This window comes from Oryzophilus luti (genome assembly GCF_059726245.1).
In genome coordinates this window covers 686986-700449 of sequence record NZ_AP040874.1, presented here as the reverse complement: position 1 = coordinate 700449, position 13464 = coordinate 686986, and the positions used below count along the sequence as shown (strand labels likewise).

The following is a 13464-nucleotide window of genomic DNA, read 5'->3' as shown; positions in this document are numbered from 1 at the left end:
TAACTTGAGGGGTTCCCAGTCGATCATCGATAGAATCTTGGGGTTCCCCGGAGAAATTTGAGCTGTGTCTGAGAATGTAGCCACTTCGCACGTCCGCAAAACCGCACTCAATCAACTTCATCGCCAGATGGGCGCCAAAATGGTCGACTTCAACGGCTGGGATATGCCGGTGGAGTATCCGGCGAACGCCCAGCGCAAGACGGGCGGCCTGGTGGCCGAGCACATGGCCGTGCGCCAGAGCGTGGGCCTGTTCGACGTCAGCCACATGGGCGACATTCGTGTGCATGGGCCGGAGGCGCTGGCCGCCGTACAGAAAATGTCGATGAACGACGCCGCCAAGCTCGCCATCGGACAGGCGCAATACTCTGCCCTGCTCTACCCGCAGGGGACGTTTGTCGATGACGTGATTGTGCACCGGCTGGGCGAGGACGATTACCTGCTGGTGATCAACGCCGGCACCCGCGAGAAGGATTACGAGTGGGTGCGCACGCAGGCCGCCGGCTTTAATTGCACGGTGGAGAACCTCAGCGACCTCTATACACAGATCGCGATTCAAGGTCCGAACGGCTGGCGCGTGCTGCAAAAGCTGACCGACGTGGACCTGACTCAGGTGAAGTTCTACTGGTTCACGCATGGCACCGTCTGCGGGCTGCCGAACACGCTGCTTGCGCGCACCGGCTACACCGCCGAGGACGGCTTTGAAATCTACGTGCCGAGCGACGTGGCGACCAGCGAGCGCGTGTGGAACGCCTTGATGGAGGCCGGCGCCGAGTTCGGCGTGGCCCCCTGCGGCCTGGGCGCGCGCAACACGCTGAGGCTTGAAGGCGCGCTCTCGCTCTACGGACACGAAATTTCCGACACCATCACCGCGCTGGAAGCCGGTCTGACGCGCTTCCTCAAGCTGGAGAAGGGCGACTTTACCGGCCGCGATGCCCTGTTGAAGCAGCAGGCCGAGGGCCTGACGCGCAAGCTCGTGGCACTGGAGGCCGTTGAGCGCGGCATTCCGCGCGACGGTTACAAGGTTTGCGACTTGGCGGGCAAGCAGATTGGCTACGTCACCAGCGGCTCGCCCGCGCCGTTTCTGAAGAAGAACATTGCGCTGGCGTATGTGCCGGTGGAGCTGGCCGCGCTGGAGACCGAGGTTGCGGTCGAAATCCGCGGCCAACTGGTGAAGTGCAAGGTTGTGCCGTCGCCGTTCTATAAGCGTCCGAAAAAAGCCTAGCAGGCATTAGAATTGAAGCAGGCGTGCGGCGCGCATTCGCCGCTACAAAAGTTCCGCTCCGCCAGGAGCATGAGGGAGACAACCGATGGCGTATCCCGCCGATTACAAGTACACGAAAGAACACGAGTGGCTCCAGGTGGAAGGCACAACCGGAACCATCGGCATCACGGACTATGCGCAGAATTCGCTGGGCGACATCGTCTTTGTGGAACTGCCGAAGGTCGGCGCTGAGCTGAAGGCCGGCGAAAGCTTTGGCACGGTGGAATCGGTCAAGGCCGTCAGCGACCTGTTTGCGCCGGTCACCGGCACGGTCACGGCCGTCAACGAGGAGCTGGCTGGCTCGCCGGAGAAGGTGAACACCGAGCCGCACACGACCTGGATGGTGAAGGTCGCGCTGAAGGACCCCGCCGAGTTGACCGCGCTGCTCTCCGCCGCCGACTACGAGAAGTTCGTCGCCGAGGAAAGCTAACCCGGCACACGACATCCTGTGCGGCTGCTGCGGCAGCCGCATCGCTTTGGACGCCAAACCGCATTCTTGCAGGGACGCTATGCGCTATCTTCCGAAATCTCCATCCGACCGCGAACAAATGCTGCGCGAAATCGGCGCCGGCAGCGTGGACGAATTGTTCTCACAAATTCCCGAGCAGTTCCAGCTCAAGCGTGACCTGGCGATTCCGCGCCAGATGTCGGAGCGCGAGATTATCTCGTGGTTCCGCGCACGCGCCGAAGAGAACGGCACGGACAACGCCATCTTCCTCGGCGCCGGAGCCTACAACCACTACCGCCCGGTGGCGATTGATTCGCTCGTCTCGCGCGGCGAATGGTTCACGGCCTACACGCCTTACCAGCCGGAAATTGCGCAAGGCACGTTGCAGTCGATCTTCGAATTCCAGACGATGATCTGCGAGCTGACCGGCATGGAGGTCGCCAACGCCTCGATGTATGACGGCTCGACCGGCGCGGCCGAGGCCATGATGATGGCCATGCGCATCACCGGACGCGACAACGCGGTCATCGCGCGCACGGTGCACCCCGAGTATCGCGAGGTCATCCGCACCTACGCCCACTACCAGGACATGCCGCTGAGCGAAGTCGGCTATACCGCGAACGGGCGCGTGGACCTTGTCGCGCTTGAGTCTGCCGTCACCGACAAGACGGCCTGCGTGCTCATCCAGTCGCCGAACTTTTTCGGCACCATTGAGGACGTTGCAGCCATCGCGGAGATCGCGCACAAGAAGGGCGCACTGCTGGTGGTCTCCATTGCCGAGGCGCTCTCGCTCGGCGTGGTGAAGCCCCCTGTGGAAGCCGACATCGTTTCGCTCGAAGCACAGTCGTTCGGCGTGCCGCTCAGCTTTGGCGGCCCCTACGTGGGCGTGCTGGCCACGCGCGAAAAGTACGTGCGGCAGATTCCGGGCCGCCTGGTGGGCGAAACCAAGGACCGCAACGGCAAGCGCGGTTACGTGCTCACGCTCTCCACGCGCGAACAGCACATCCGCCGCGAAAAGGCCACCTCAAACATCTGCACCAACCAGGCGCTGATCGCGCTGATGGCGAACATCTACCTGACGGTCTACGGACGTGAGGGATTGCGCGAGTTGGCCCAGCAGAACCTGGCGAAGGCCGCGTATGCGCGCAAGCAGTTCGCAAAGAACGCGAAGGTTTTGTTCGACGGCGCGCCACGCTTCAACGAGTTTGTGGTGCAGGGCGCGGAAGATGTAAATGCGCTCTCCGATGAGCTGGCGAAGAAGAAGATCATCGGCGGCTTCCCGCTTAAGCGTTTCTACCCCGAACTGGGCAACGCCGCAGTCTGGTGCTGCACGGAGCTGAACACGCGCGAGCAGATTGACGCCGCGGCGCAGGAGGTGAAGTAGCCATGGCCGAACAGGACATCAAGAAGGCAACCACACACCTGAGCCTGAATGAAGGTTTGATTTTCGAGAAGTCGTCGCCCGGCAAGAAGGCCTACCGGCTGGACCCGCTCGACGTGCCGGAAGTGGACGTTGCGGCCGAGCTTGGCGCGGCGGCGCGAAAGGAATCCGCGGCACTGCCAGAAGTGAGCGAGATTGAGATCATCCGCCACTTCACGCGGCTCTCAACGTGGAATTACGCGGTTGACTTTGGCATGTACCCGCTGGGTTCGTGCACGATGAAGTACAACGCCCGTGTGAATGAAGTGGTCTCGCGCATAGAAGGCCTGGCGGGCGTGCATCCCTACCAGCCGGAAGCGGTGACGCAGGGTGCGCTGAAGGTCATCAAGACCCTGAGCGAGCAGCTCATCGAAATCACCGGCATGGACGCCATCACCCTGCAGCCTGCGGCGGGCGCGCACGGCGAACTCACGGGCATCATGCTCATCCGCGCCTACCACGAGGCGCACGGCAACCCGCGCAAGAAGATACTGATTCCGGATTCCGCGCACGGCACCAACCCGGCGACAGCGGCGATTGCCGGCTACGCGGTCGAGAACCTGAAGTCAAACGAAGACGGCATGGTGGACCTGGCAGCGCTGGAAGCGCAGATGAACGAGGACGTGGCCGGGCTGATGCTGACCAACCCGAACACGCTCGGCGTCTTTGACAAGCAGATTGCGAAGATTGCCGAGATTCTGCACGCCAAGGGCGGCCTGCTCTACATGGACGGCGCGAACATGAACGCCTTGGTGGGCAAGGCGCGGCCAGGCGACTTCGGCGTGGACGTGATGCACCTGAACCTGCACAAGACGTTCTCCACCCCACACGGCGGCGGCGGCCCGGGCTCCGGCCCGGTCGCGTGCAAGAAGATTCTGGAACCGTTCCTGCCGGTGCCTGTGGTGAAGGAAAACGCAGACGGCACGCTCTGTCTCGACTACGACCGTCCGCAGTCCCTGGGGCGCGTGCGCATGTTCTACGGCAACTTCGGCATGCTGGTGCGGGCGCTGGCCTACATCATGGCCAACGGGCCGGACGGCCTGCGCCAGACCACCGAAGACGCAGTGCTGAACGCCAACTACATCCGCAAGCAGCTTGAAGGCGTTTATGACCTGCCCTACTCGACGCCGAGCATGCACGAGGTCGTCTTCAGCGACAAGCTGCAGCAGAAGAACGGCATCAAGACCGGCGACATCGCCAAGCGGCTCATCGACTATGGCTTCCACCCGTACACGGTCTCGTTCCCGCTGATCGTGCACGGCGCGCTGATGATCGAACCGACGGAGAGTGAATCGAAAGAAGAGCTCGACGAGTTCATCGACGCGATGAAGGCCATCGCCGCCGAAGCCGAGCAGTCGCCGGAGCTGATCCACGACGCGCCGCACCACACGCGGGTTTCGCGCCTGGATGAAGTGGCCGCCGCGCGCAAGCCGGTGTTGCGTTGGAAACCGCAGGCGTAAGCGACCGCAACGCTCTACCCATTGCATATAAAGGGCCTCCCCAACGGAGGCCCTTCCCATTTGCGCCCTCGGCCCATGCGCGAATGCCATACGCCGACGCGCCTCTGGAATCCTTGCGTCGAACAGGGTACCCTAACAACGTGCACACCTCTGCTCTCCGACGCTGGATGTTACTGTTGGCGCTCGCCTGCCTGCTGGCGGCAACGCCGGCACAGGCACAACTCGCAGCATCCGTAAAATCCTTGACTGCCACCAAGTCGACCGCTGCGCCAGCCGCCCCTGTGGACCCGCTGGGCCGCAACACGCCGCGCGGTGCGCTGTTGGGCTTCATGCAGGCAGCGCAGAAGGGTGACACCGCACGCGCCATCGAATACCTGCAGATTCCTCGCCAGCGCGCTTCGGAAAGCGAAAAGCTGGTGCAGGACCTGCGCCTGATGCTGGACCGCGCCTGGACCGGAAGAGTCACGCAGGTCAGCGATTCGCCCGATCCATCGTATAGTTCCCTGCTGCCTGCCAATTACGAGCGAGCCGCCAACTTCGTTGTGCAAGGCAAGTCGCTCGACCTGCTGCTGGTGCGGGTCGATGATTCCGACGGACACGTCTGGCTGATCTCGTGGACCACGCTCTCGCAGATCAGCGACATGGCCACCGAGGTGCAAGCCCACGAAATTGAACGGCACCTTCCTTCCGTGCTGGTCGACTACACGATCTTCGACCTGCCGCTGTGGGTCTGGTGCGCATTCCTGGCGGCTGTCCCCATTGCGCTGCTTGCCGGATGGACGGCAGTGCGTGTCATTCGAGCGCCGGCATGGGTGCTGCGCAAGCTCAAGCACAAGGCCGCCGAGTCGCTGACGTGGGAGACGGTCCGTCCGCCGATCGTGCTGTTTGCCACGGCCTTCGCGCACGTCTTTGTCATGTCGCGGGTCCGCACGCCGCTACTATTCCGCATCTATTACGGGCGCGTGCTGCAGACGGTGCTGATCATCGCCGCCGCGTGGCTGCTGTGGGATCTGGTTTCAGCTTGGACGCGCCGCACACGGACGCAACTCTGCGAACCGGTCGACCGTGGCACGCTCTCGCTGGTGCTGCTCGGCCATCGCGTACTCAAGGCCGCCATCGTCATGGTGGCCGCGCTGGGAGCGCTTGCCAATGTCGGCGTGAACCTGACGACCGCACTCGCAGGCCTCGGACTCGGCGGTATCGCCATCGCCCTGGCCGCGCAGAAAACCATCGAAAATCTCTTCGGCGGCGTCTCCATCCTCACCGACCGCGTCATCCGCGTGGGCGACTACTGCAAGATCGGCGACTGCACCGGAACTGTCGAGGACATCGGCCTGCGCTCCACACGCATCCGCACCCTGGAGCGCACGCAGGTCTCCATCCCCAACGGGTCGCTCTCCACCATGCTGGTGGAGAACTATGCCGTGCGGGAAAAGCTGCTGATCAAGATGAACGTTGGCGTGCGCTATGAGACAACGCCCGCTCAGTTGCAGGTGCTGCTGGCCGATGTACGCGCCATGCTCTACGCGCACCAGAAGATTGAAACCGAGTCGGCGCGAATCCGGCTGATCGGCTTCGGCGATAGCAGCCTGACGCTGGAGCTCTACGCATACGCGCTCACCAGCGACTACAACGAGTTTCTCGGTATCCGCGAGGATGTGCTGCTGCGCGTCATGAAGATCATCACCGACTGCGGTACCGGACTGGCCTTCCCTTCAAGCACGGTTTACCTTACGCGCGACCAGGCCAACGACGCGGCGCGCACAGCCGATGCCGAGCGGCGCATGCAGCAGTGGAAAGAGCTGAAGCAGGTGCCTTTCCCTGACTACTCGAAACAGAAGATCGCCGAAGTCGAAGGCACGTTGGCCTACCCGCAGGATGACTCCGCGGTGAAGGCCAAAACAAACGAGTAGGCAGATTCAGAAAAAGGAAGCAGGGCCGCCATGCGCGGCCCTATTTTTCGCGCTTCGGAAAGAGGAACTGCAGCCCGAAGTAGCCGATGTAGCTTGGCTGCGTGTGGTCGCTATCGAAGCGACGGCCGGACATCAGCAGCAATCGCACCTGCTGCGTAAGCCGCACGCGCGCACCCACGCCCCAGGTTTTGTCGCGGCCCTCGTCGGTGCCGATGCTGTGTACCTCGGCGAGGGCCTCCAGCGCTTCACCAAACTCGTGGCCCACCGCAAGGCCGCCAATCCAGCGGCGCGAAGTGTGCTGCTCAAACCAGTATCCGCCTTCGACATTCCAATCGAGGGGGCCTACTTTCTTCGTCACCTCGATCGGCAGCAGGAAAGCTGGAGCCTTGTCGACCAGTCCGCGCTTCAGGGAATCATCCGGGTTGTTCAATTCCAATTGCGGGTAAGTGGAAATCTGAAGGTCGAGCTTCTTGTTGTCAAAGAAGCGCCATTTAACGCCCATTAACGAATTGCCCAGCCCGTTATGATGCAGTTCATCGTCATGCTGCACTACCCATGGGATTTCAAATTTCAACTGCAGCCGGTCGCCCACGCCGTAGTTCATGTCGATGATCGGCGTCTCAAACTCGGTCTCGCCCGTGCGATGGTCGATTGTGAAGCCGGTATTGATCTCCCAGTTGTGATTGCCCGGCGTGCCGGGATCGTCGGTCAGCATTGGCGGACCGCCCTGCGCGAAGGCCATCGTGGCGGCAAGACACATGAATAGCGTGGCGGCAAAAAATGTACGCAACATTTGTTTCGTCATGAGTATGGGGTTAATTCTAACGGATAAAGAAACGCGCGGGACCGCACCTCAGTGCCAATCCCGCGCGCAGCGTTGCAGTCCGGTAAATATTCCGTTACCGGGCTATTTTAATTGTCTCTCGCAACTATTTTCCGCCACTCTCCGCAAGCAACGCGTTCACCTTGGGCATCACCTTGAAGGCATCAGCCACATAGAGAACATCAGCCTTGCCGCGAGCCCACCCGCAGTTGGCATCCAGGTTGATCGCTCTCCGCTCGTTGATGAAGCGCCAGCCGACCACGTGCGGCTCCTCTCCATGGCAGCAGGTGGAAAGCCCCTTGGGATGACGCGGCGTCGAGCCAGTCTGCCCCACCTGGTTCATGTGCGACATGAACTTCAGCACCTCACCATTTTCGCTTCCCTGATCGACCAGCGATTTGCTGCTGCCGAGCGACGAGGATGTGTTATGCAGGAACCCGAGAATGAGTCGTTCGGCTTCGGCGGCGTGAACCTGCCCGTCGCCTTGTTTCTTTGTCCATCCGGCACCCGCTACAAACAGCAGCTTCGCATCCGGACGAATGGTCTGCTCGTCCTGCTTTGGCGCACGAATGCCCAGAACCTTGGTTCGTGTTTGAGGAGCGCTGACCGTTACGTTCTCAACGGTTGCAACCGCCGCTTCGCCTGACCATGCCGCGCGCGTGCCGGCATCGAGCAACAGCACCCAAGGCCGCGTGGTGCGCGTAAGCACGGCCTCCACACGCTGACGATAGAACCAGCGCGTCACTTCCACGCCGTTTGCCGATGAGATCGCGGTGATGTGGGTATCCACGGCGCCACCCAAGCGGTGCGCCACGCCAGGCAGCACGCGCGCAAAGCGCGAGGTGGAAGGTGCCAACACAAGTGTGGCCCCGGTCGCGCGGCAAAGGGCCTCGCAGGCCGCGGCATCCGTTGCATAGCGAGGCTGCGCGAACTCAGCACCGGAGGCTCCCAGAATCTTTGCCCCTGTGCCGGCGATGCTGTTGGCCACCGTCTGCACCTGCTCGCCCACAACGCCAATCACCAGCGCAGCTCCCGTGGTCTTCGACAGTTCTACCCCGGCGGCAACCGCTTCCAACGCGGCTTTTGGCAGGGCCGCGCCCGATTCATCCACATGCGTCAATACAAGAATGTTTTCCATGCTCGCCTCTACTCCGCCAGAATCCAGTCCACAATTTCGCGTGCGATCTCATCCTCGGATGTGTCTTTCACGATCCGCGTCTCGCGCTGCTGCTTGGGAAGGCTGACAGAGGAATACGTCAGTCCCCCTTCGCTGAGCTTCACACTCTTCGCCTTCTGCAAAGCGGGCATGATGCCGCGCATGTTCAGCATTCCAACCTGTGGGTTGTTGCGCGGCTCGGGCAGGTTGCCCGTGGCCCAGCCAAGCACGGCCGGTGCGGCAGAGCAAACCGACGCCTGATGGCGGCCGCCTTCGATGCGCTCGAGCACCTCAAAGGAGCCATCATCGTTGACCTTGATTTCATCGACGCCCTGGAACTGCTCGGTGATTCCGAGACGCTCGCCCACGATCTGCAACGTGGCTCCCGCGCCGCGTGTTGCAGACTCCCATCCGCCGAACAGAAGCAACCGCGAGCGGTCAAGGCCCGGAATCGTCTCGATTGCGGCAGCCAGTGCTGCGGCCGTCGCCTGCGCGTCGGTAAAGCCGCCGAGCGGGCCGTCAACCGGCACCAGCTCAAACGGCACCTTCTGCGCCACAGTCATCATCACCTGCTGCAGCTTGGCCTTCGGCCCCAGGCTCACCAGGTAGACCTTGCTGCCCGGATTCTTCGCCGTAAGGCTGGCGGCCTCAAACAGCGCGCACGCACCCCACGGGTCCAGCACCGAGGGCAACATCATTTCGTTCTTCAGCACCGGAGGATTCGCTCCCGGCATGGGTTCCAGCGTCTGCAAAGGGTCGGGCACAATGCTGGCACACACTACGATGTGAAACATGTTTGGCATGAATGCTTCCTGTCTTCTCAAATCCAAGAATTCGATTTTGTGTTGGTAAGAAATCAGTTCTCCGCCGAATGCAGTCCGCCGGCACCGGCGCGGAATTCAATGTTGGTCTGATGGCCGTCGCCCTTGCAGTTCCACAGGCAGGCGCCGCAGTGCACGCATTTTTCGCGGTCAAAGATGGGCACCGAGGCCTCGCCCTGCGTGATGGCCTGCCCCGAGCACATGGCGACGCAGATCTTCTCGCCACAATGCTCGCACAGCGCCAAGTCGCGGAAAACGACGTGGTCGGCAAAGCCCGGCGTGGCCTGCACCTTGCCGCCCATCAGCAGCGCGTCCTGCTGCGAGACGAGCAGCTTGCCGTCGAACTCAATCTCCGGCCAGCCCGCGGCGGTCATCAGCGCGTCGTGCACCGGACGATGGTTAGCGGCCGCTTCACGCGCCACATCGTCAATCTGTTGCGGCGTCAGGCGGCCCGCGTAGTAATTCGCGAGCGAGCCAATCTGCTCCGGCGCCGTTGGAACATTCTGCTTCAGAGAGAACCTTCCATGCGTCAGCCCCGCCAGCGCCATGCCGATGAGGCCGCGCACAAGTCCGCAGTGGAAGCCATCGCGCGCGTGTTCCGCTTCGGAGGCGCCACATTCCACGCTGCTGGCACGACGGCGTGAGACGTAAGCGGCGTCAAGGTTCTCCTTCGTAAAGGGCTTGCCGGCCTGCGCAAGCTCCATCACAGCCTCCGCCAGTTGAACGCCTGTCGCCCACGCTTCATCCACGCCGGAGTTGGTGAGAATGTTCGTGCTCCCGGAGCCTTCGCCGATGCGTGCGTATCCGTCGCCCGCGAGATACGGCTCACCATGCTTGCCCGATTCCTGCAGGGACTTCGCTCCCCACGAGCGCATGGTGCCGCCCTTGAGGTATTGCCACAGATACGGATGCTGAACAAAGTGCTGCAGGTATCGATACGACGTGCGCGCCGGATTCGCCAGCCATGACGGGATGAAGATTCCGACCGAAGCGAGCCGATCCGGATGCACATAGAGGAAGCCGAAGATTTCCGGCTCCGGATAGCCGAAGGTGTGCAGAACGGTGCCGGGTTCGAGCGTGCAGCTCTCCGGCAGCTCCACCACCATCTTCATGCCCACGGCCCACTCGCGCACGGAGTGATCGTCGGGCATGCCGAGCTTCGCATCAATGGCGCGGCCAATCGGCCCGACGGGACCATCGCCAACAACGGTGAGCGCGGCACGGACATTCATGCCCGCCATGTAGCCCGCCTCCGGCGCACCCGTCTTATCCACGCCCTGATCGCACAGTTGCACACCGGCAACTTTCTGCTCCTCAAACAGCGGAGCAGCCACCGGGGTCGCAGGCCATATCTGCACCAGCCCGGAGCCCATGATCTGCGCGCCCACCCACTGGTTGAACTGCCCGAGCGACATCACCAGACCGTTGTGCTTGTTCAAGAACTCCGGTGTGTAAGGCAACTCGTAAGCATGCTTCTTCGGCAGCGCAAGCGCGCGCAACAGCGCGTCTCCCATGCGCAACGTGGCGGAGCGGCGGCTGGCGCCGACGGGGTCGAGCAGGTAGAGCAGCTTCTCACTGCGCACCTGCGCGGCCATCGGAATTTCCGCAACGTTCAGATCGGGGAAGCTCTCGCGGATTGCCTTCGCGCCGGTCACCACGCCGCTCACGCCGAAGCCGAGATCATCTGCGCGTTCATAACAGATGACCTGCAGCGGCATGCCGGGCATGGCCGTGCTTTGCAGCTTGCCCTCGGTGTCGGCGGCAAGCGCGCGCGAAAGTGTCGTCAGAAAGCCGCCCGCCGCCGGGCCAAAGCCCACGCATGCAATGTCGACGGCCATCTCCTGACGTTCCACTTCCACCTGTGGTTGTGCGGTGCTCAACTCCTCGCCGCTCATGCGGGGTAGTCCAGCGCTTCAGGAATCATAACCTTCGAGACCACATCCGCAGCGCGGTCCTTGGCCAAGCGCGAGCCAGTCAGGCACATTGCGAGTTGGTTCTGCAGATGCAGGAAATCCGCGGAACCCGCGCAGCCTGCGCACGGGCCGGCCTTCGAGGGATGCGCTCCCTTGGCAATGACATCGGTCGCCGCCGAGGCGATGCCCGCCATGATGCTCTCGTACTCGTCGAGTTCATCGCTGAGGAAGCACGCCTTGTAGCCCTCGGCGTCCCATGCCGGATGGCGGTTGTAGCCGTAGTTGAGTTCGGCGCAGATGCGCGAGACTTCCCCGGCAGCACGCGCCGACTGCACGTGGCACAGGTCGGAAAGGAACTGCAACGTGCCCGGCAGGTCTTCAGCAACAATGTCGTTCTGCGGGCCGTTCTTTTCCAGTTCCAGCAGGTCCAGAATCTGGCAGCGCGCGGCCAGCAGCCAGCAGAGCGCGTCCGCCAGCGCAAACGTCACGCCCTGCCGCGGCCCGTGGTAGAGCTTTTTGCCATCGGCGTCGGTGGCCTTCTGCAGATGATGGTAGGTCCACAGCCACATGGTCATGGCCGTGGCCAGCGTGCAGGCACCGGTGCCCGGCCGCTCGCTGGCAATGCGCCGCATGTCCACAATCCAGCGCGCAAACTGAGCGAGGAATACTTCACTTGTCATGGTGACGGTGAGCTGGCGGCGCTGCACGGCCTCCGGGCCTTCGTAGGTCGCCTCCAGTTGCGAGTCCATCCACTTGTTCGCCAGGAAGCCGGGGCAATCCTCGGTGATGCCGTAGCCACCCATCAGGCTGACAGCCTCGCGCATCATAATGGAGCCGACGCCCGTGTTCCACAGCTTGGTTGCCGGGCACAGCACGTTCGCCTCGGCATCAAGCAGCACATACTTCACCAGCGGATCAGCCTCAAGCTCGGCACGGCGGTCGCTGTTCTCCGGCAGGGCCGCCAACTCCTTGGCGCGCGCCTCGGCCTCACGTAGCGCCTTCATTTCGGCGCGTCCGCCCTGAATGCCGCGCTCCTTGAGGATCGCCGTCTTCTGCTTCTCCACCGGATCAAGGTCGTCAAACAACCTTGCGGCGGCGAAGCCCAGCGCAGCGCTCGCCTCGCCCGAAGCCCATATATCAATGAGCCGGTGCAGCGCGTCTTCCCGCTGCTGAATGCCCATCTCATAACGCAGGCTGCCGGGCGTGGCCATTTCAGCCCCGCGGAAGCGGCTGCGCTGATAGCGGATGACCGGCTCAACAGCGGAGAGCAGCTTGGCAGAGGTCATTACGCCCACGGTCACGCGCGTGCGGCGGAAGACCGCCTCGATCACTTCGCTATGATTGAAGTTCGGGACAATCACGCCGTCCTTCACCGTATAGCCGCCGATGATGCGGTTGGCCGGAACCTTGAGGTTGAAGATTGGGTCGCCGGTCGATGAAAGCTGGTGCACCATCTTCTTGGTCACCGTGCCGCGGTCGTAGATGCCTTCATCTCCTTCTTCAAGGATGACCATACAGCTGCCCTTGATGCGCGGATCGGCGGAATCTACGGCGGCGGTGACGAAGTTGGCAAAACCAATATTGGTAATGAAGCGGCCGCGCTTGTCGACCTGCAGCATCGGCTCTTCGCCATCCTTCCACTCAGCCACGCTCAGCTTGCCGCTGAGCATGCCGGTATCCACGCCGACGTAGGGGATAGGTTCGGTGAGCGCAAACGCGCCGCGCCACGGCTTGCGGTCTTCGCCAGGCTGCGGAGGCGCCGCAAGGCTCATGTATTTCTGCTGCTGCTCAGCCGTTCCGCGCTCGTGGATTGGCGCCAGCGCAAGGAAGCCCGCGAGGCTTGCCGTGGCCGAACCGCCATCCACCCACGCCAGTTCAAAGGCTGCCAACGCCAGCGCCAGGTTCTTGGGGCCGGAGATGAAGCCGCCCTCTTCGGGTTCCATGAAGGCCGCCGTGATACCGGCCTGATCGAAGGCCGCCAGCATCTCGTTCTTCGCTTCGGTCCATTCGTGGTGATTGCGTTCCCCGCTGGCAACCAGCCGGGCGACGGGGCCGCGCGCTACGGAACGTGCGGATTGAACGAGCATTTGAAGGTCAAAGCGATCGGCAAATCGCCACTGGATCTGGCGGACTGCATCGCCGGGGAGCGTGCGCATGGAATGCGCCGGAGGGGCGGTAACTGTGTCCATTCAATGAGTCCTTTCGGGCGTTCTCATTGTGCGGCACGATGTACCGGAGGGCTGTGATGC

At 62.6% G+C, this 13464-nt stretch carries 10 protein-coding genes; 5 read left to right on the top strand and 5 right to left on the bottom strand.

All coding sequences use genetic code 11. From position 1 onward, the window contains the following. Positions 1 to 64: 64 nt before the first annotated feature. The 5 genes from gcvT to AC6IZO_RS03005 all read left to right on the top strand — a co-directional run bounded on the left by gcvT (position 65) and on the right by AC6IZO_RS03005 (position 6502). Entirely contained in the window at positions 65 to 1222 is a 1158-nt protein-coding gene (gene gcvT, locus AC6IZO_RS03025) for a glycine cleavage system aminomethyltransferase GcvT (RefSeq protein WP_497807876.1), read from the top strand. An 85-nt stretch (positions 1223 to 1307) separates the two neighbouring features. Next, positions 1308 to 1691, top strand: a complete 384-nt coding sequence (gene gcvH / locus AC6IZO_RS03020; protein WP_497807874.1) for a glycine cleavage system protein GcvH — start codon at positions 1308 to 1310, stop codon at positions 1689 to 1691. 79 nt (positions 1692 to 1770) lie between these two features. Further along, a complete protein-coding gene (gcvPA, locus tag AC6IZO_RS03015) occupies positions 1771 to 3093 on the top strand; it encodes an aminomethyl-transferring glycine dehydrogenase subunit GcvPA (protein WP_497807872.1) in 1323 nt (440 codons plus the stop codon). A 2-nt stretch (positions 3094 to 3095) separates the two neighbouring features. Next, positions 3096 to 4589, top strand: a complete 1494-nt coding sequence (gcvPB, locus tag AC6IZO_RS03010) for an aminomethyl-transferring glycine dehydrogenase subunit GcvPB (RefSeq protein ID WP_497807870.1) — start codon at positions 3096 to 3098, stop codon at positions 4587 to 4589. 176 nt (positions 4590 to 4765) lie between these two features. Beyond that, on the top strand, positions 4766 to 6502 hold the full coding sequence (locus AC6IZO_RS03005; RefSeq protein ID WP_497807868.1) for a mechanosensitive ion channel family protein: 1737 nt from the start codon (positions 4766 to 4768) through the stop codon (positions 6500 to 6502). Between the two features lie 40 nt (positions 6503 to 6542). On the opposite strand, the gene AC6IZO_RS03000 is transcribed toward AC6IZO_RS03005, so the two are convergent. From AC6IZO_RS03000 to AC6IZO_RS02980, 5 genes are all read right to left on the bottom strand, one after another. Beyond that, on the bottom strand, positions 6543 to 7295 hold the full coding sequence (locus AC6IZO_RS03000; RefSeq protein WP_497807866.1) for a hypothetical protein: 753 nt from the start codon (positions 7293 to 7295) through the stop codon (positions 6543 to 6545). A 136-nt stretch (positions 7296 to 7431) separates the two neighbouring features. After that, positions 7432 to 8463, bottom strand: a complete 1032-nt coding sequence (locus AC6IZO_RS02995; RefSeq protein WP_497807864.1) for an electron transfer flavoprotein subunit alpha/FixB family protein — start codon at positions 8461 to 8463, stop codon at positions 7432 to 7434. A gap of 8 nt (positions 8464 to 8471) precedes the next feature. Beyond that, entirely contained in the window at positions 8472 to 9284 is an 813-nt protein-coding gene (locus AC6IZO_RS02990) for a hypothetical protein (protein WP_497807862.1), read from the bottom strand. Positions 9285 to 9337: 53 nt separating this feature from the next. Further along, positions 9338 to 11197 (bottom strand): hypothetical protein, encoded by a 1860-nt coding sequence (locus tag AC6IZO_RS02985; protein WP_497807860.1) that lies wholly within the window; start codon positions 11195 to 11197, stop codon positions 9338 to 9340. Further along, entirely contained in the window at positions 11194 to 13404 is a 2211-nt protein-coding gene (locus tag AC6IZO_RS02980) for an acyl-CoA dehydrogenase family protein (protein WP_497807858.1), read from the bottom strand. Before AC6IZO_RS02980 ends, AC6IZO_RS02985 begins: the two co-directional genes overlap by 4 nt. Positions 13405 to 13464: the final 60 nt, after the last annotated feature.

What these genes read in the sequence shown, in the direction of transcription:
- gcvH (WP_497807874.1), top strand. Translation starts at nt 1,308, where the DNA reads ATGGCGTATCCCGCCGATTACAAGTACACGAAAGAACACGAGTGGCTC.
- gcvPA (WP_497807872.1), top strand. Translation starts at nt 1,771, where the DNA reads ATGCGCTATCTTCCGAAATCTCCATCCGACCGCGAACAAATGCTGCGC.
- gcvPB (WP_497807870.1), top strand. Translation starts at nt 3,096, where the DNA reads ATGGCCGAACAGGACATCAAGAAGGCAACCACACACCTGAGCCTGAAT.
- AC6IZO_RS03000 (WP_497807866.1), bottom strand. Translation starts at nt 7,295, where the DNA reads ATGTTGCGTACATTTTTTGCCGCCACGCTATTCATGTGTCTTGCCGCC.
- AC6IZO_RS02995 (WP_497807864.1), bottom strand. Translation starts at nt 8,463, where the DNA reads ATGGAAAACATTCTTGTATTGACGCATGTGGATGAATCGGGCGCGGCC.
- AC6IZO_RS02990 (WP_497807862.1), bottom strand. Translation starts at nt 9,284, where the DNA reads ATGCCAAACATGTTTCACATCGTAGTGTGTGCCAGCATTGTGCCCGAC.
- AC6IZO_RS02985 (WP_497807860.1), bottom strand. Translation starts at nt 11,197, where the DNA reads ATGAGCGGCGAGGAGTTGAGCACCGCACAACCACAGGTGGAAGTGGAA.
- AC6IZO_RS02980 (WP_497807858.1), bottom strand. Translation starts at nt 13,404, where the DNA reads ATGGACACAGTTACCGCCCCTCCGGCGCATTCCATGCGCACGCTCCCC.